The organism is Candidatus Methylomirabilota bacterium (genome assembly GCA_035764725.1).
GTDB lineage: Bacteria > Methylomirabilota > Methylomirabilia > Rokubacteriales > CSP1-6 > DASRWT01.
The window spans coordinates 1-17157 of the sequence record DASTYT010000079.1; the positions used below are offsets into that span (position 1 = coordinate 1).

A 17157-nucleotide genomic window follows, 5' to 3' on the forward strand; every position below is an offset into this window, starting at 1 on the left:
CCTGGTACGGGCTGCAGCCCATCAACCGCCTGACCATCTCGGGCGGCACCGTCCTCATGACCTCGCTCCAGAGCCCCGCCGCCCTGCTCAAGGACATCCACAAGAAGGACGCCCCGTACAACCTGGCCCTCATCCGGGCCAAAGCTTCCTTCTCCGGCCTCTGGGTGTACCGCGAGGACCACACCGAGGCGCGCATTCTGGGCGCCCTCGCGCGCATCAAGCCCGATTTCCTCTCCCTCGACGCCGTGTGCGAGGCGATCAAGGAAGCGGAGTGGGGGTCGGACCTCAAGGTCGCGTCCGCCCGCAAGACCTACGACCGGATCGAGTCGCGCCCGGTCAAGCCCACCGAGGGCAACACCGAGACGCCGTTCACGTTCGAGAAGCCCAAGTGGTGGGAGATGCGCGAGGGGGTATCGATCCCCGCGATCCCGGTGGGCAAGCCCATGGAGGGCGGCAAGGGCTACGTGCCCGAGCGCAACCCGTACTTCAAGAAGTTCACCACCCGCACCATGCGGCCGGTGATCGACTTCGACAAGTGCGTGAAGTGCACGCTCTGCTGGATCCAGTGCCCCGACTCGTGCTTCGACGTCACCCCCGACGGCCTCTACGACGCCAACATGGAATCGTGCTGCGGCTGCGGGGTGTGCGAGGCGGTGTGCCCGGCGAAGGAATGCATCACCATGGTCAACGAGGCCTCCTTCGAGGACAACCAGAGCCAGTGGGAGATGTGGCGGAAGGACAAGGGCACGTACAAGGCCTGGATGACGGGCAAGATCAACGACAAGTCTCACATCGTGCGCTCGCACGGGTTCCGATTCCGCGGCCAGTACGAGGAGGAGATCAAGAAGGACATCGACTCCGGCGGGGTCGAGATCACCACCGGCATCCCCGGCGAGAACGCCGGGGCCAAGACGATCTAGGAGGGCCGCGCGCCATGGCAGTGGAGACGAAGGGGACGGTAGCGACCGGCGACAAGGAGATGCTGATCTCCGGCAGCGAAGCCTGCGCGGAGGCGCTCACGCTCGCCGACATCGACGTGGTGACGGCCTATCCCATCCGGCCGTACGACACCGTCATGCAGGCCATCGCCAAGAAGATCGCCAACGGCCACCTCGTGGCCGAGTACATCGTGGCGGAGGGCGAGCACAGCCAGTTCGAGATCGTCAAGCACGCCTCCACGGTAGGGGCGCGCGTGTTCTGCGGCTCGTCGGGAGTGGGCTGGATGTACGCTATGGAGTGTCTCACGGTGACGCCGCCCCTGCGCGTGCCCATGGTGTGCATGGTGGGCAACCGCGCCCTCGACGATCCGGGCGCGTTCGGCGTCGAGCACAACGACGCCCTCGTGGTGCGGGATCTCGGCTGGATGCTGATCTGGGTGGACACCGCCCAGGAGATGCTCGACACCGCCTTGCTGGCCTACCGCATCGCGGAGGACCGGCGGGTGTTCCTCCCCATCGCGATCTCCGCGGACGGGGCGTTCCTGACCCATTCCCAGGCCATCGTGCAGGTGCCCACCAAGGCCAAGGTCGACAGCTTCCTGCCTAAGTACGATCGGGGCGATCTCCTGCTCCATCCCGACAATCCGATCACCGTGGCCCCGCAGGCCAACGAGGACTGGGTCATCGAGATCCGGCGTCAGAACAACGAGGCGATGGCCCGCGCGTACACCGTGATCGAGGAGGCCTACGCCGACTTCCGCAAGGTGTTCGGCCGCGGACCCGAGAACCCGTGGTTCGAGGAGTACATGACGGAGGACGCCGACGTCATCCTGATGGGCATGGGCACGATCTCGCTGCCCTTCAAGGTCGGCATCCGCAACATGCGGGCGCAGGGCAAGAAGGTGGGCCTCATCCGGCCCCGATGGTTCCGGCCCTTCCCCACGGAGAAGATGGTGGCGGCGCTGTCCCGGGCCAAGGCCATCGGTGTCATCGACCGCGACTACTCCTTCGGCTCGCCGTTCGGCTCGGGCGTGGTCGCCAACGAAATTCGCGCCGCGATGTACAACTCGGACAAGCGGCCGCCGCTCCTCTCCTTCATCTGCGGGCTGGGCGGGCGCGAGGTGACCTTGGAAGACGTCTACAAGGCGACCGACCTCTGCTACGAGGCGGCCAAGAGCGGGAAGTCCCCCCTCAAGACGCAGTGGCTCGGCGTGCGGGAATAGGGAGAACACACCATGGCGGAAGCCTTCGCGAACGCGACCCAGCTCCTGCCGCCCTTCAAGGGCGTCAAGAAGGTCACCATCGAGGAGTACTTCACCTCCGGCCACCGCACCTGCCAGGGCTGCGAGTCGGCGCTGGTGATGAAGCTCATGGTCAAGGCGGCCGGCCCGCGCACCATCGTGCTCGGGGCCACCGGCTGCATGTACGTGGCCAACACCACCTACTACACGACGCCCTGGGTGGTGCCGTGGATGCACACGCAGCTCGGCTCGTCCGGCTCCGCCGCGCTCGGCACCGCGGCCGGGCTCAAGGCGCTCATGAAGAAGGGGCGCATGAAGGCCGAGCCCATCAACGTGATCGCGTTCTGCGGGGATGGGGGCGGGGCCGACATGGGCCTCGGCGCGATCTCGGCCACCCTGACCCACCGGGAGTACAACTCGCTGATCCTGATGTACGACAACGAGTCCTACGCCAACACCGACATCCAGCTCTCGGGGTCGACGCCGTACGGGGCCAATACCACGTTCAGCCCGCCCGGCTCGGTGAAGCGCCTGATCCACACGCGGTGGAAGAAGAACATGGCGGGCATGCTCGCCGCGGGTCACCCGGAGTGCCGCTACGTCGCCACGGTGGACGCGTCGTACGCGGTCGAGATGATGAACAAGGTCCGCAAGGCGCTCAGCATCGGCGGCCCCACCTTCATCCACTCGCTGGACCCGTGCCCGAAGGGGTGGGACTACGACCCCATGCTCTCGCACGAGCTGGGCGAGCTCGCGGTGGAGACGGGGATCTTCCCCCTGTACGAGGTCGAGGACGGGGTGGTCCGGCACTACGGCAAATCCAAGGCCATCGCCGAGGGCCGGCCGCGCAAGCCCGTTCGCGAGTACCTCCTCAAACAGGGCCGCTTCGCTCACTTCGTCGAGGAAGACCTCGAGTACTTCCAGGCGAAGGTGGACGAGATGTGGGACAAGTGGGAGATTCCCGGCGTCATCCCGTTCTGGAAGGAGAAGCGGGCCGTCACTCCCGCGCCGTAGCGCCCGACGCCCCGCCCGGCCCGCGCGCCTCGATGAGGGGGCAGGGATCCGGGCGGGGTACCGGCTGGTTTCATGGACCGCAGCACCCGTTCTCATCCCACCTGTTCGGTGCGTCTGGCGTGACGCCGCGGGAGCGGCCTCGCGACGGCCGCGCGGAGGATACGGCATGAGTCTACGGCGAGGGATCATCGGCGTCGGCCTCGTGACAATCCTGGGCGGGCTCGCGCTCGCCCTCCTCTCCGCGGAAGCGCCGAGGCCGGCGCTGGCCGCGTGGGAGCCCAGCAAGCCCATCGAGTTCATTATCCCCGCCGGGACCGGAGGCGGGGCCGACCAGATGGCCCGCCTCATCGCCGGCATCGCCGACAAGCACAAGCTCTCGCCGCGGCCGTTCATCGTGGTGAACAAGTCGGGCGGCGCAGGCGCCGAGGGATTCCTCCACGTCAAGGGCAAGAAGGGTGATGCCCACACCATCATCATCACCCTCTCCAACCTCTTCACCACGCCGCTCCATACCGGCGTGCCGTTTTCCTGGCGCGACCTCACCCCGGTGGCGCGGCTGGCCCTCGACGAGTTCGTGCTCTGGGTCAATGCGGAGACGCCCTACAAGACCGCCAAGGAGTACATCGCGGCGGTGAAGGAGAAGAACGGCACGATGAAGATGGGTGGCACCGGCTCGGCCCAGGAGGACCAGATCATCACGATCCTCCTCGAGCAGGCGCTGGGCGTGAAGTTCACCTACGTCCCCTTCCGCGGCGGCGGCGAGGTGTGCGTGAACCTCGTGGGCAAGCACGTCGACTCCACCGTGAACAATCCTGCCGAGTGCGTGAGCCACTGGAAGGCCGGGCGGGTGCGCCCGCTCGCGGTGTTCGACAGCTCGCGCATCGCATTCGACGCGTGGAAGGATATCCCCACCGTGAAGGAGGCTCTCGGCGCGGACATCCAGTACCTGATGTTGCGCGGGATCTTCGGCGCGCCCGACATGCCCAAGGACGCGGTGGAGTGGTATCAGGCCTTCCTGAAGAAGGTCATGGACACGCCGGACTGGAAGAAGTACCTCGAGGAGGGCGCGCTCAAGTCCGCCTGGGCGACCGGCGCCGAGTACACGAAGTGGGTGGAGGAGAACGACAAGCTCCACCAGGACCTGATGGCGAAGGGCGGATTGCTCAAGAAGTAATCCATGCGCACTGCCGACATCGTCACCGCGTCGGTGCTGCTCGCGCTCGGCGGGCTGGTGGGCGCTGACGCGATACGACTGGGCATCGGCTGGGGCACGGACGGCCCGCGGAGCGGGTTCTTCCCGTTCTGGCTGGCCCTCGTGCTCGTGGTGTGTTGCGTGATCGTCATCGCCCAGGCGTCGCGGCGGGAGACCCGCGAGCCCTTCGTCACCCGAGAGCGCCTCCTGCTCGTGCTCAAGGTGCTGTGGCCGGCGACCGCCATGGTGGTCTTGACCCACCTGCTCGGGCTCTACGTGAGCGCGGGCCTCTACCTGGGCTTCTACATGCGCTGGGTCGGCCACCACAGATGGCGCGCGGTGCTCGCGCTCTCGATTGGAGTGCCGGTGGCCGCGTTCCTCATCTTCGAGCTGTGGTTCCTGGTCCCGATGCCGAAGGGGCCGCTCGAGGCCTGGATGGGGTACTGATCGATGGGGCTCGAGAACATCTTCCTCGGCTTCGAGCAGGCGCTCCACCACCAGAACCTCTTCTTCGCGGTGCTCGGCATCACGCTCGGCACCATCATCGGCGTGCTCCCGGGCCTGGGCGGCGCCAACGGGGTGGCGATCCTGCTGCCGCTGACCATGCGGATGCCGCCCACCTCGGCGATCATCCTCCTCACCTCGATCTACTGGGGCGCCCTCTTCGGCGGGGCCATCACCTCCATCCTGTTCAACATCCCCGGCGAGCCCTGGTCGGTGGCGACCACGTTCGACGGCTACCCGATGGCGCGACAGGGGAAGGGCGGGCAGGCCCTCACCGCGGCCTTCACCTCGTCCTTCGTGGGGGCGTTCTTCTCCATCGTCCTCATCACGCTGTTCGCCCCCCTCCTCGCGGATGTGGCGCTGCACTTCGGCCCGCCGGAGATCTTCGCGATCCAGTTCCTGACCTTCTCGAGCTTCGTAGGGCTGGGCGGGGGGAGCGCGGCGAAGACCGTCATCTCGATCGTGCTGGGCTTCATCCTCGCCGCGGTGGGGCTCGACATCGTGACCGGCCAGCTCCGCCTCACCTTCGGCGTCACCGAGCTCATGCAGGGCTTCGACTTCATCATCGCGGTGATCGGGCTCTTCGGTATCGGCGAGATCCTGCTGAGCGTGGAGGAGGGCCTCTCCTTCAAAGGCGTGCACACGGGGATGCGGCCGCGAGTGGTGCTGGAGACCTGGAAGATCCTGCCGCGCTACTGGCGCACGTTCGTCCGGGGCGCTTTCATCGGGTTCTGGATGGGCTTCAAGCCGGGCGGCGCCACCCCCGCCTCCTTCATGAGCTATTCCTTCGCCAAGCGCTTCTCCCGCCACCCCGAGCGGTTCGGCAAGGGCGACATCGAAGGCGTGGTGGCCCCGGAGACGGCGGCGCACGCGGCGGGCGTGGCGGCGATGCTGCCCATGATCACCCTGGGGATCCCCGGCTCGCCCACGGCGGCGGTGATGCTGGGCGGGCTCATCATCTGGGGGCTCCAGCCGGGCCCCATGCTCTTCAAGGAGCGCCCGGACTTCGTCTGGGGGCTCATCGCGAGCATGTACACCGGCAACATCATCGGCGTGCTGATGGTACTGGCCTTCGTGCCGTTCTTCGCGGCGATCCTTCGCGTGCCCTTCGCCATCCTCACGCCCATGATCGTGGTCGTGTGCGCCATCGGGGCGTACGCGGTGCACAGCAACATGATCGATATCTGGTACATGGTGATCTTCGGCGTGGTGGGGTACGTGTTCAAGAAGCTGGACTATCCGCTCGCGCCTCTCGTCCTCGCGCTGGTCCTGGGGGACCACGCGGAGAACGCGCTCCGCCAGAGCCTCATCATGTCCCAGGGCTCGCTCGGCATCTTCGTGACGCGGCCCATCGCGGGCGTGATCACCGCGCTGGCCCTCTTCTTCTTCGCCTTGCCCGCGATCTCGGCGTGGCGCCGGCGGGGTGGCGGCATGCCCGAGCCCGCCCGGTCGGCCCACTAGGCGCCGGCGGCTCCACCGTGCCCGGCTTCCTGGCGCTGCTCGCGACCCCGGAGTTCTGGCTCCGCCTCCTCGAGATCAGCGTGCTGAACCTCTTCCTCTCCGGCGACAACGCGGTGGTCATCGCGCTCGCCGTGCGGGTGCTGCCGAAGCGCCAGCGGCTGCAGGGGCAGATCTGGGGGACGGTGGGGGCGGTGGGGCTGCGGATGGCCTTCGTGGGGCTGGTATCCGCCATGCTGCGCGTGCCGTTCCTCCGGCTGGGCGGCGGCGTCGCGCTCCTGTGGATCGCGTACCGCCTCGTGCGCCCGGCGCTGGAGATCGAGGAGACGGCGGGCCGGCACGGCGCCTCGTTCTGGGAGGCGATCTGGATCATCGTGGCGGCCGACGTGACCATGAGCCTCGACAATGTCCTGGCCATCGCGGCCGCGGCCCACGACGATTACTTCCTCATCGTGGTCGGGATCGCGATGTCCATCCCCATCGTAGTCTGGGGCAGCGGGCATCTCGCCCGGCTGATGAATCGCTTCCCCTGGATCATCTGGGCCGGGGGCGCGCTGCTCGGCTGGGTGGCCGGCGAAATGCTCCTCGAGGATCCCGCGGTGGTGGGCTGGCTGGGGCACGCGAGGCGCGTCCTGCGCTATGCTGTCCCCGTGGTCTTCACCGCGGCGTTGTTCGTGCTGGGGTGGTGGCTGGCGCGACGGGCGGCGCGCGGGGCCCGCCCACACGGAGTGGCCTCCGCGGAGGCCGGGAATGGAGCCGACAATCTTTCTCCTCGACCCTGAGTTTTGGGCCCGCCTTCTCGCCATCGTCCTGATCGATCTGTCGCTGGCGGGGGACAATGCTCTCGTCATCGCGCTCGCCGTCCGCTCGTTGCCTCCCGATCAGCAGTGGAAGGCCCGTATCTGGGGCACCGTGGGCGCGGTCGGTCTGCGCGTCCTCTTCATCGGGGTGGTCAGCTATCTGCTGCGGATCCCGCTGCTCCAGCTCGTGGGCGGGCTGGTCCTGGTGTGGATTGCGGTCAAGCTGGTGCGGCCGGCGCAGGCGGAAGGCGGCCACGTCCGGGCCGGCGGCTCGCTGGCCGAGTCCATCTGGATCATCATCGTGGCCGACATCACGATGAGCCTGGACAACGTGCTGGCGGTGGCGGCGGCGGCCCACGGTGATCTGGGCCTGGTCGTCTTCGGCATTGCGCTGTCCCTGCCGCTGGTCGTCTGGGGCAGCGGCCTCCTCTCCCGGCTCATGGCGCGCTATCGCTGGATCATCTGGATCGGCGGCGGTGTCCTCGGCTATGTCGCGGGCGACATGATGCTCGACGACCCGGTGCTCCGCCGCTGGCTGGGCGCGCACGTGGACCTGCTCGCCGACCCCGTGCCGATCGTGCTCGGGATCGCGGTGGCCGCCCTGGGCTGGTGGCTGGCACGCAACGCCGCCGCGGGGGCCCCGCCGGTCTCCGAGGGAGCGTGAGAGCGTGCGCGGCGAGGGCGCGGCGACCCCGCGGGGCGCGGCGGGCGGGCGGAACATGGAGATCGAGCCCGTCAAGAGCACCCGGATCTACGAGGAGATCGTCCGCCAGGTCAAGCAGCTGATCGCGGAGGGCAAGCTCAAGTCGGGCGATCAGCTGCCCCCCGAGCGCGACCTCGCCGAGAAGTTCATGGTCAGCCGCACGTCGGTGCGGGAGGCGCTGCGCGCGCTGCAGAGCCGCGGGCTCATCGAGATCCGGGCGGGGGAAGGCACCTTCATCCGCGACATCTCGGTGGATGCCCTCATCGAGCCGCTGGCCCTCGTCATCCTGCCGCATCGCGAGGCGGTCGGGGAGCTGTTCGAGGCCCGGCGCCTGCTGGAGCCCGCCATCGGCGCGCTGGCGGCGCGGCGGGCCACGCCCGAGGACATCGCCGAGATGCGACGCATCCTGGAGGACCAGTCCAAGGAGATCGCCCAGGGCGGCACCGGTCTCCACCAGGACGCCGCGTTTCACGCGGCCATGGCGGCGAGCGCCCACAACCGCGCGATCAGCCGCATCGACAGCGCGCTGATGGAGCTCCTGACGCAGAGCCGCGAGGAGTCGCTCCACACGCCGGGCCGCCCGAACCGCTCCCACCTCGACCATCAGCGTATCCTGGATGCCATCCGCCGCCGGGACGAGGTGGGGGCGCACCGCGCGGTGCTCGACCACCTCACGGCGGTGGAGCGGCTGGTCATGGGACCGGCCGGCGCCCGCGAGGGCAGTGAGGGATCGGCGGAGAGCCGGCGGAAGAAGCCGAGCGGGTAGTCATCGCTAAGTCCGCGTGGTGCAAGATTATTTGTTGACATTGCTCCAGCCCTTCCGTAGCATGGGCGGGTAAATCCAGGCCCTCGCGGGCCTCATTTTTTCTGTCCGCACCGCCGGTGGAGGATTCCTCGATGGCGCAGGTGAAGGCACGCGTCCACTCGAGGCGAGTGTCCGTACCCAAGTCCGTGGCGAGGCGCTCGTCCGCGCCGAAGTACGTCTACGGGTTCGCCAATGGCAAGGCCGACGGCTCGAGCGCGATGCGAGATCTCCTCGGCGGCAAAGGCTGCGAGCTGGCCGAGATGACCAACCTGGGCATCCCGGTTCCCCCCGGCTTCACCATCACGACCGAGGCCTGGCGGGCCTACGTGGACGCGGGCAAGAAGGCGCCCGCCGGGCTCTGGACGCAGGTGCAGGCCGCCCTCGGCCGGCTCGAGACGGCGGTGGGGCTCAAGCTCGGCGACCCCAAGCGGCCGCTGCTCGTGTCGGTGCGGTCCGGGGCCCGCGTGTCCATGCCGGGCATGATGGACACCGTCCTCAATCTCGGGCTCAACGACCGGACCGTCGACGGCCTCGCGCGCTGGACGAAGAACGAGCGCTTCGCGTGGGACTGCTATCGCCGCTTCCTCACAATCTTCGGCGACGTGGTGCTTGGCATCGAGCGCCGCGCCTTCGACGGACCGCTCGACGAGGCCAAGGCGAGCACTGGCGCTCGCTCCGACGCGGAGGTACCGCCCCCCGCGCTGCGGGATCTGGTGGCGCGGTACAAGGCTCTCATCCAGGAGAGGACGGGCCGCCCCTTCCCCCAGGACCCGGGCGAACAGCTCCGACTGGCCGTGCAGGCGGTGTTCGACTCCTGGTTCGCGAAGAAAGCGGTGGACTACCGGCGCATCAATCACCTGGCCGACGACTGGGGCACCGCGGTGACCGTGATGGCGATGGTGTTCGGCAATCTGGGCGACACCTCCGGCACCGGCGTGGCCTTCAGCCGCAACCCCTCGAACGGCGACCCTCACTTTTTCGGCGAGTTCCTGGTCAACGCGCAGGGCGAGGACGTGGTGGCGGGGATCCGCACGCCCGAGCCCCTCACCACGCTGAAGGCGAACCTCCCCAAGGTGTACCGCGACCTCTCCAGCATCAAGGACCGGCTCGAGCGCCACTACCGCGACATGCAGGACATCGAGTTCACGGTGCAGGAGGGGCGTCTCTTCATCCTCCAGACGCGCTCGGGCAAGCGAACCGCGGCGGCGGCGGTGCGGATTGCCGTGGAGATGGTGAAGGAGCGTTCGATCGACCGGGCCGCTGCGCTTCGGCGGGTGGACGCCGCCTCTCTGCAGCAGCTCCTGGTCAAGACGGTGGATCCGAAGGCGACCTACACGGCGCTCACCCAGGGGCTCGCCGCCACCGCCGCCGCGGCGTCGGGCAGGGTGGTCTTCGACCCCGACCTCGCCGTCGAGAAGGCGCTCCAGGAGGAGAAGGTCATCCTTGTCCGCGCGGAGACCTCGCCCGAGGACGTAGCGGGCATGCATGCCTCACAGGGCATCCTCACCGCACGCGGCGGCCTGACCTCGCACGCGGCGGTGGTCGCGCGCGGGATGGGCAAGGCCTGCATCGTGGGCGCGGGCGAGATCGTGGTGGACGAGGAGCGTCGGCGCTTCACCGTGGGCCGCACGGTGGTGCGCGAGGGACAAACCATCACGCTGAACGGCGCGACCGGCGACGTGGTGCAAGGCTCGCTGCCCCTCATCGACCCCACGCTTTCGCCGGAGTTCAGGGAGCTCCTGGGCTGGGCCCGTGCCGCCGCCACCACACGGGTGCGGGCCAACGCCGACACCCCCGAGGACGCCGCCAAGGCGCGGGAGTTCGCCGCGGAGGGCATCGGCCTCGTGCGTACCGAGCACATGTTCTTCGCCGAGGACCGTATTCCAATCGTGCGCGAGATGATCATGGCCTCGGATGCCTCGGACCGGCAGAAGGCGGTCGACAGACTCCTGCCGTTTCAGCGAGAAGACTTCGTGGGGATCTTCACGGCGATGAAGGACCTGCCGGTGACGATCCGGCTCCTCGACCCGCCGCTGCACGAGTTCCTGCCCAAGTACAAGGACGTGCTCGAGGAGTACACTCGCCTCGACGCACGTGGCATCAATCCCACGCGCCATGCCGAGCTGGGGGCGGTCAAGGCGCGGCTCGAGGCGTTGCAAGAATCCAATCCCATGCTCGGCCATCGCGGCTGCCGCCTCGGCATCACGTTCCCCGAGATCTACGACATGCAGGTGCGGGCCATCATGGAGGCGGCCTGCGCGGTGGCCCGGCGGGGGATCGGCGTTGAGCCCGAGATCATGATCCCGCTCACCGGCACCGTGGCGGAGATGAAGCTCACCGAGGAGATGACGCGGCGGGTGGCGGAGGCGGTGCAAGCTGAGACGGGCGTGCGCGTGCCGTACACGGTGGGGACCATGATCGAGGTGCCGCGGGCGTCCCTCGTCGCCGATCAGCTCGCCCGCTACGCGGAGTTCTTCTCGTTCGGCACCAACGACATGACGCAGATGACCTTCGGCTACAGCCGGGACGACATCGGCAAATTCTTGCCGTTCTACCTGGAGCACAAGCTCTTGCCTGCCGATCCCTTCGCGGTGCTCGACCAGGAGGGCGTGGGCGAGATGGTCCGCATCGGTATCGAGCGCGGCCGCCGAACGCGGCCCGGCCTCAAGGTCGGGATCTGCGGCGAGCACGGCGGCGAGCCCTCGTCGGTGGACTTCTGCCACCGGGTGGGCATGACCTACGTCTCGTGCTCGCCGTACTCGGTGCCCATCGCCTGGCTGGCCGCGGCGCAGGCGCAGCTGGCGGCGCCGCGGCGTGCCGCGAAGCGGGGCAAGCGGTCGAAGGCTTCTCACACCAAGGAGACGAGGCAGTGAAACTGGCTGGCGCGCGCATCGTGCTCGAGTGCTTGAAGCGGGAAGGCGTGGACCTCATCTTCGGCTTGCCGGGCGGGGCGGTGCTGCCGATCTACGACGCCCTGTACGACTTCGAAGGGCTGCGCCACGTCCTCGTCCGCCAGGAAGCCGCGGCCGGGCACGCCGCGGAAGGGTACTCGCGCACCACCGGGAAGACCGGCGTGTGCCTGGTCACCTCGGGCCCCGCCGCCACGAACCTGGTCACCGCGCTGCAGGACGCCCTGATGGACTCGATCCCGATGGTCGCGTTCACCGGTCAGGTGCCGACCCACCTTATCGGCAACGACGCCTTTCAGGAGGCCGACAACGTCGGCATCACGCGCTCGGCGACCAAGCACAACTTCCTGGTGAAGGACGGCGACGATCTCGCCGGGACCATCAAGGAAGCCTTCTTCCTGGCGCGGAGCGGCCGGCCCGGGCCGGTGCACGTGGACCTGCCCAAAGACATCCTGGTCAAGGAGTGGGAGTTCGACTATCCGTCGACCGTGCACCTCCGCTCCTACAACCCGACCTACGACGGTCATCCGGGTCAGATCAAGAAGGCGGCCCGCGCCCTCGTGCGGGCCAAGCGGCCCGTGCTCTACGTGGGCGGCGGCGCGATCTCCGCGGACGCCTCCCCCGAGCTCTTCGAGCTCGCCGAGCTCACCCAGATCCCGCTGACGCAGACTCTCATGGGGCTGGGCGCCTTCCCCATGGCGCACCCGCTGTCCCTCGACATGCTGGGCATGCACGGGACTTACTATGCGAACATGGCCGTCCACCACTCGGACGTGCTCATGGCGGTGGGCGCGCGCTTCGACGATCGCGTCACCGGCAAGGTGGACATGTTCGCGCCCAATGCCCAGATCATCCACGTGGACATCGACCCGTCGTCGATCTCCAAGAATATCCCCGTGGCCATCCCCATCGTGGGTGACTGCAAGCGCGTGCTCGCGAAGCTCCTGGAGGCGGTGCGTGAGGAGCTGAAGTCCTACCCCGGGGGGGCGGTGCGCGAGGCGCGGCGGCAATGGCACGAGCAGATCGCGGAGTGGCGGACGCGGGAGCCGCTGCGCTACGAGTGGAGCGACGACGTCATCAAGCCCCAGTACGTCATCGAGCAGCTCTCCGACCTCACCAAGGGCGAGGCCTTCGTGGTGACGGGAGTGGGACAGCACCAGATGTGGGCCGCCCAGTATTACCGCTTCAAGCACCCACGAATGTGGTGCACCTCGGGCGGGCTCGGGACCATGGGCTATGGGCTCCCCACCGCGATGGGGGTGCAGGCGGGCCACCCCCGCCGTCTCGTCGTGAACATCGACGGCGACGGCTCGTTCCAGATGAACAGCCAGGAGCTGGCGACCTGCCACGAGGAGCAGCTCCCCGTGAAGACCATCATCATCAACAACGGCGGCCACGGCATGGTGCGCCAGTGGCAGCGCATCATCTACAAGGAGCGCTTCTGCGCCATCGACCTCGGGCCCTGCCCCGACTTCGTGAAGCTGGCCGAGGCGTACGGCTGCACGGGCATCCGCGCCACCAAGCCCACCGAGGTGCGCCCCGCCCTCGAGAAGATGATGGCCACCCCGGGCCCGGTGGTGGTCGACGTGTGGGTCAACAAGGACGAGTGCGTGTTCCCCATGGTGCCGGCGGGCGGAGCCAACACCGACATGATCCTGGCGCCCCCCACCACCGAGGTGCGGGACCGGGCGGCCAAGTCGCAGACGGGGTTCTAGCGTGAGCACGGTCGAGCATCGCAAGCACACCATCGCCGTGCTGGTGGAGAACAAGTTCGGCGTGCTCTCGCGCGTGGCGGGGCTCTTCTCCGCGCGCGGCTACAACATCGAGAGCCTCTCGGTGGGCGAGACCCTCGATCCCACGGTGTCGCGGATGACGCTGGTGGTGCGGGGCGACGCCTTCATCATCGAGCAGGTGATCAAGCAGCTGCACAAGCTCATCGACGTCATCAAGGTGACCGACCTCAGCGAGGAGGATCACGTGGAGCGCGAGATGCTCCTCCTCAAGGTCAACGCCGAGCCCACGTCCCGGGCGGAGATTCTCAGGATCGCCGACATCTTCCGGGCCAAGGTGGTGGACGTGACGCCGACCACCTACACGCTGGAAGTCACCGGCGAGGAAGGGAAGATCGAGGCGATCATCGATCTCCTGCGGCCCTTCGGCATCCAGGAGATCGTGCGCACCGGCAAGGTCGCCATCGCGCGCAGCCCGAAGAACCGCGTGCGCAAGGTGGAGGAGAAGCTCGGCAAGCGGCCGGGCCCGCCCGCGCGCCCCCAGCCGCAGGACCCGAAGGTCGTCGGCTTCGCGGACTAAACCCCAAACCGGAGAGACAACGAACATGCCGGCCAAGATCTATTACGACCAGGACGCCGACCTCGGTCTCCTGCGCGGCAAGAAGGTGGCCATCATCGGCTACGGGAGCCAGGGCCACGCCCACGCGCTCAACCTGAAGGATTCCGGGCAGGACGTGGTGGTGGGCCTCTACAAGGGCTCCAAGAGCTGGACCCGGGCGGAGCAAGCGGGACTCAAGGTGATGAGCGTCAACGAGGCGGCCGCCGCCGGCGACATCATCATGATCCTGCTGCCGGATCAGACGCAGCGCCAGGTCTACGAGGAGTCCATCAAGGGCGCCCTCGGGAAGGGCAAGATGCTGATGTTCGCCCACGGCTTCAACATCCACTTCAACCAGGTGGTGCCATCGCCCGACGTGGACGTGGCGATGATCGCGCCCAAGGCACCCGGTCACGTGATGCGGGATCTCTTCACCCAGGGCCCCGGCGTGCCGGCCCTCGTCGCGGTGTACCAGGACGTGTCGGGCAAGGCCAAGGACGTGGCGCTCGCCTACGGCAAGGGTGTGGGCTGCGCCCGCGCCGGCATCATCGAGACCACGTTCAAGGAGGAGACGGAGACCGACCTCTTCGGCGAGCAGACCACGCTCTGCGGCGGTGTCTCCCACCTCATCAAGAGCGCCTTCGAGACGCTGGTCGAGGCCGGCTATCAGCCGGAGATCGCGTACTTCGAGTGCATGCACGAGATGAAGCTGATCGTGGACCTCTTCTACCAGGGCGGCCTCGCCTACATGCGCTACTCGGTGTCGGACACCGCGGAGTACGGCGACTACACCCGGGGCCCGCGCGTCGTGGACGACCGCATCAAGGCCGAGATGAAGAAGATCCTCGCCGAGATCCAGTCCGGTCAGTTCGCGCGGGAGTGGATCCTCGAGAACCAGGCGCACCGCGCTGGCTTCCTCGCCATGCGCAAGCGCGATGCCGAGCATCAGATCGAGGAGGTCGGGGCCCGGCTGCGCAAGATGATGTCCTGGATCAAACCGCCTCGGGAGTAGGGACCCAGGGGTCGGACGGGCCATGCGTATCCCGGTGGCCGCCGAGGGCTGGCCCTTCATCTTCCCTCCCGCCATCGCCGCGTGTATTCTGGCGGTGGTGGGGTGGTGGGTGGGAGCGCTTGCGCTCGCGCTCGTCACGCTGGCGTGTCTCGGCTTCTTTCGTGATCCCGACCGCCGGCCGCCGGGCCTTCCGGGCGCGGTGCTCGCCCCCGCCGACGGCAAGGTGATGGCGATCGCGCAGGTCGAGGACCGCTGGGTGGGGCCGGCGACGCGCGTCTCCATCTTTCTCTCGCCGCTCGACGTCCACGTGAACCGGACGCCCGTGGCGGGGATCGTGCGCGACGTGGACTACAAGGCGGGGCGGTTCCTCGCCGCGTACCGTCCCGAGGCGTCGGAGGAGAACGAGCGCTGCACGGTGGCGCTCGAGACGGATACGGGGCGGATGGCCGTGCGCCAGATCGCCGGGGTGCTGGCCCGGCGCATCGTGTGCCGGGTCCGGCCGGGAGACAAGCTCCAGGCCGGGGAGCGGTATGGGTTGATTCGGTTCGGGTCGCGCACCGACCTGGTGGTGGCCCGGGGTACCGAGATCCGGGTCAAGGAAGGCGACCGGGTGAGGGGAGGAGAGACCGTGATGGGAGTGCTCAAGCCATGAGGCGTGGTCAGGCGCCGGATGGAGGGCTACAAGCATGAGGCGCCGACATCTGCCGGGTGAGGGAGCGCGCGGTCCGCGGCGTCGACGCTGGCAGGAGCTCCGCGAGCAGCGGCGCCGGGGCATCTTCCTGCTGCCGAGCCTGCTGACCACCGGGAATCTCTTCTGCGGCTTCCTGGCCCTCGTCCTGACCGCGCAACAGCGCTTCACCGAGGCCGCGGTGTCTCTGTTCGTCGCGATGGTCATGGACATGCTCGACGGCAAGGTGGCGCGGCTCACCAAGACCACCACCCAGTTCGGCGTGGAGTTCGACTCGCTCGCCGACGTGGTCTCGTTCGGCGTCGCTCCCGCGTTCATGGTTTACTCGCTGGCCCTCGCCCCGCTCGGGCGCGCGGCCTGGCTGGGGGCCTTCCTGTTCGTGATCTGCGGCGCCCTGCGCCTGGCCCGCTTCAACGTATACACCGGCGTCACGGACCGACGCTACTTCGTGGGCCTGCCCATTCCCGCCGCCGCGGGCATGGTGGCCTCGGTGGCGCTGCTCGTGGACGGTGACGAGCTCGAGCGCTGGCAGGCGAGCCTGATCGCGATCGGCACCTATCTCGTCTCGCTCCTCATGGTCTCCACGTTCCGCTACTACAGCTTCAAGGAGATCGATCTCTCGCGGCGGCGCCCCGTCGGGCTCCTGCTCCTCGTCGTCCTCGGCGTGCTGATCGTTGCCACCCACCCGCAGTGGTTCCTCTTCGCCCTCTTCGCCGCGTATCTCCTGAGCGGCCCCACGCGTCCCCTCTGGGCACGCCGCCGGGACATGCTGCTGTTGGCGGACAAGGCCCCGCGGGACGCGCACTGATACGACAAGGAGTCTCGACGTGAGCGTGCACAAGATCGCGTTCCTGCCCGGCGACGGCATCGGCCAGGAGGTCACCCCCGAGGCGCGCCGCGTCCTCGAGGTGGTGGGCAAGGCCACCGGGGCCAGCTTCGAGTTCGAGATGGGCCTGGTGGGCGGCGCCGCCATCGACGCCACCGGCGGCCCGCTGCCCGAGGCCGCGCTGCGGCTGTGCCAGCAGGCGGACGCCATCCTGTTCGGCTCCGTGGGCGGGCCCAAGTGGGACAGCCTGCCGCAGGAAGTGCGGCCGGAGCGCGGCCTGCTCCGCATCCGCAAGGAGCTGGACCTCTTCGCCAACCTCCGTCCGGCGAAGTGCTTCCCCATGCTGGTGGACGCCTCGCCGCTCAAGCGCTCGGTCGTGGAGGGGACGGACCTGATGGTGATCCGCGAGCTCACCGCCGGCCTCTACTTCGGCGAGCCGCGCGGCCGCGAGGTCCTGCCCGGCGGCGGCGAGAAGGCCATCAACACGATGTCGTACACCACCAAGGAGATCGAGCGTGTGGTGCGCGCCGCGTTCGACGTGGCGATGAAGCGGAAGAAGCGGCTGGCCTCGGTGGACAAGTCCAACGTGCTCATCGTGTCCCAGCTGTGGCGGGACACCGTGAACCGTGTGGCCAAGGACTATCCCCAGGTGGAAGTGGAGCACGTGCTCGTCGACAACTGCGCGATGGCCCTGATCCACAAGCCGACCCACTTCGACACGCTGGTCACCGAGAACACC

Annotated in this window: 16 protein-coding genes; all 16 read left to right on the top strand. The window is 68.3% G+C overall.

From position 1 onward, the window contains the following. Positions 1–920, top strand: a 920-nt coding sequence (locus VFX14_12735) for a 4Fe-4S dicluster-binding protein (protein HEU5190546.1), incomplete at its 5' end; no start/stop codon positions are given. Positions 921–934: 14 nt separating this feature from the next. Then, positions 935–2161, top strand: a complete 1227-nt coding sequence (locus tag VFX14_12740) for a pyruvate ferredoxin oxidoreductase (GenBank protein HEU5190547.1) — start codon at positions 935–937, stop codon at positions 2159–2161. Between the two features lie 12 nt (positions 2162–2173). Further along, positions 2174–3193, top strand: coding sequence for a thiamine pyrophosphate-dependent enzyme (locus VFX14_12745; protein HEU5190548.1), 1020 nt, complete (start codon positions 2174–2176; stop codon positions 3191–3193). A 166-nt stretch (positions 3194–3359) separates the two neighbouring features. After that, positions 3360–4367: a tripartite tricarboxylate transporter substrate binding protein gene (locus VFX14_12750; protein HEU5190549.1), complete on the top strand. Its 1008-nt coding sequence runs from the start codon at positions 3360–3362 to the stop codon at positions 4365–4367. A gap of 3 nt (positions 4368–4370) precedes the next feature. Next, the gene (locus tag VFX14_12755) at positions 4371–4832 is read left to right on the top strand and encodes a tripartite tricarboxylate transporter TctB family protein (protein HEU5190550.1); all 462 of its coding nucleotides are present in this window, start codon (positions 4371–4373) and stop codon (positions 4830–4832) included. Between the two features lie 3 nt (positions 4833–4835). Continuing rightward, on the top strand, positions 4836–6350 hold the full coding sequence (locus tag VFX14_12760; protein HEU5190551.1) for a tripartite tricarboxylate transporter permease: 1515 nt from the start codon (positions 4836–4838) through the stop codon (positions 6348–6350). 17 nt (positions 6351–6367) lie between these two features. Then, positions 6368–7129 carry a TerC family protein gene (locus tag VFX14_12765; protein ID HEU5190552.1) on the top strand — a complete coding sequence of 254 codons (762 nt, stop codon included), beginning with the start codon at positions 6368–6370 and terminating at the stop codon, positions 7127–7129. Continuing rightward, entirely contained in the window at positions 7098–7811 is a 714-nt protein-coding gene (locus VFX14_12770; protein HEU5190553.1) for a TerC family protein, read from the top strand. Before VFX14_12765 ends, VFX14_12770 begins: the two co-directional genes overlap by 32 nt. A gap of 4 nt (positions 7812–7815) precedes the next feature. Further along, on the top strand, positions 7816–8616 hold the full coding sequence (locus VFX14_12775; GenBank protein HEU5190554.1) for a FadR/GntR family transcriptional regulator: 801 nt from the start codon (positions 7816–7818) through the stop codon (positions 8614–8616). Positions 8617–8747: 131 nt separating this feature from the next. Continuing rightward, on the top strand, positions 8748–11528 hold the full coding sequence (gene ppdK / locus VFX14_12780) for a pyruvate, phosphate dikinase (GenBank protein ID HEU5190555.1): 2781 nt from the start codon (positions 8748–8750) through the stop codon (positions 11526–11528). Next, a complete protein-coding gene (ilvB, locus tag VFX14_12785; protein HEU5190556.1) occupies positions 11525–13279 on the top strand; it encodes a biosynthetic-type acetolactate synthase large subunit in 1755 nt (584 codons plus the stop codon). The genes ppdK and ilvB overlap by 4 nt, the downstream gene beginning before the upstream one ends. Before the next feature lies 1 nt (position 13280). After that, entirely contained in the window at positions 13281–13874 is a 594-nt protein-coding gene (ilvN, locus tag VFX14_12790) for an acetolactate synthase small subunit (GenBank protein HEU5190557.1), read from the top strand. A gap of 25 nt (positions 13875–13899) precedes the next feature. After that, positions 13900–14904 (top strand): ketol-acid reductoisomerase, encoded by a 1005-nt coding sequence (ilvC, locus tag VFX14_12795; protein HEU5190558.1) that lies wholly within the window; start codon positions 13900–13902, stop codon positions 14902–14904. Positions 14905–14926: 22 nt separating this feature from the next. After that, entirely contained in the window at positions 14927–15556 is a 630-nt protein-coding gene (locus tag VFX14_12800; GenBank protein HEU5190559.1) for a phosphatidylserine decarboxylase family protein, read from the top strand. A 34-nt stretch (positions 15557–15590) separates the two neighbouring features. Next, complete coding sequence (gene pssA, locus VFX14_12805) at positions 15591–16400, top strand: CDP-diacylglycerol--serine O-phosphatidyltransferase (protein HEU5190560.1); 810 nt, start codon at positions 15591–15593, stop codon at positions 16398–16400. A 25-nt stretch (positions 16401–16425) separates the two neighbouring features. After that, positions 16426–17157, top strand: a 732-nt coding sequence (leuB, locus tag VFX14_12810; GenBank protein ID HEU5190561.1) for a 3-isopropylmalate dehydrogenase, incomplete at its 3' end; no start/stop codon positions are given.

Excerpts from the sequence above, each read along its gene's own strand:
- VFX14_12740 (HEU5190547.1), top strand. The coding sequence starts at position 935 with ATGGCAGTGGAGACGAAGGGGACGGTAGCGACCGGCGACAAGGAGATG.
- VFX14_12770 (HEU5190553.1), top strand. The coding sequence starts at position 7,098 with ATGGAGCCGACAATCTTTCTCCTCGACCCTGAGTTTTGGGCCCGCCTT.
- VFX14_12750 (HEU5190549.1), top strand. The coding sequence starts at position 3,360 with ATGAGTCTACGGCGAGGGATCATCGGCGTCGGCCTCGTGACAATCCTG.
- VFX14_12755 (HEU5190550.1), top strand. The coding sequence starts at position 4,371 with ATGCGCACTGCCGACATCGTCACCGCGTCGGTGCTGCTCGCGCTCGGC.
- VFX14_12745 (HEU5190548.1), top strand. The coding sequence starts at position 2,174 with ATGGCGGAAGCCTTCGCGAACGCGACCCAGCTCCTGCCGCCCTTCAAG.
- VFX14_12760 (HEU5190551.1), top strand. The coding sequence starts at position 4,836 with ATGGGGCTCGAGAACATCTTCCTCGGCTTCGAGCAGGCGCTCCACCAC.
- ilvC (HEU5190558.1), top strand. The coding sequence starts at position 13,900 with ATGCCGGCCAAGATCTATTACGACCAGGACGCCGACCTCGGTCTCCTG.
- ppdK (HEU5190555.1), top strand. The coding sequence starts at position 8,748 with ATGGCGCAGGTGAAGGCACGCGTCCACTCGAGGCGAGTGTCCGTACCC.
- VFX14_12800 (HEU5190559.1), top strand. The coding sequence starts at position 14,927 with ATGCGTATCCCGGTGGCCGCCGAGGGCTGGCCCTTCATCTTCCCTCCC.
- pssA (HEU5190560.1), top strand. The coding sequence starts at position 15,591 with ATGAGGCGCCGACATCTGCCGGGTGAGGGAGCGCGCGGTCCGCGGCGT.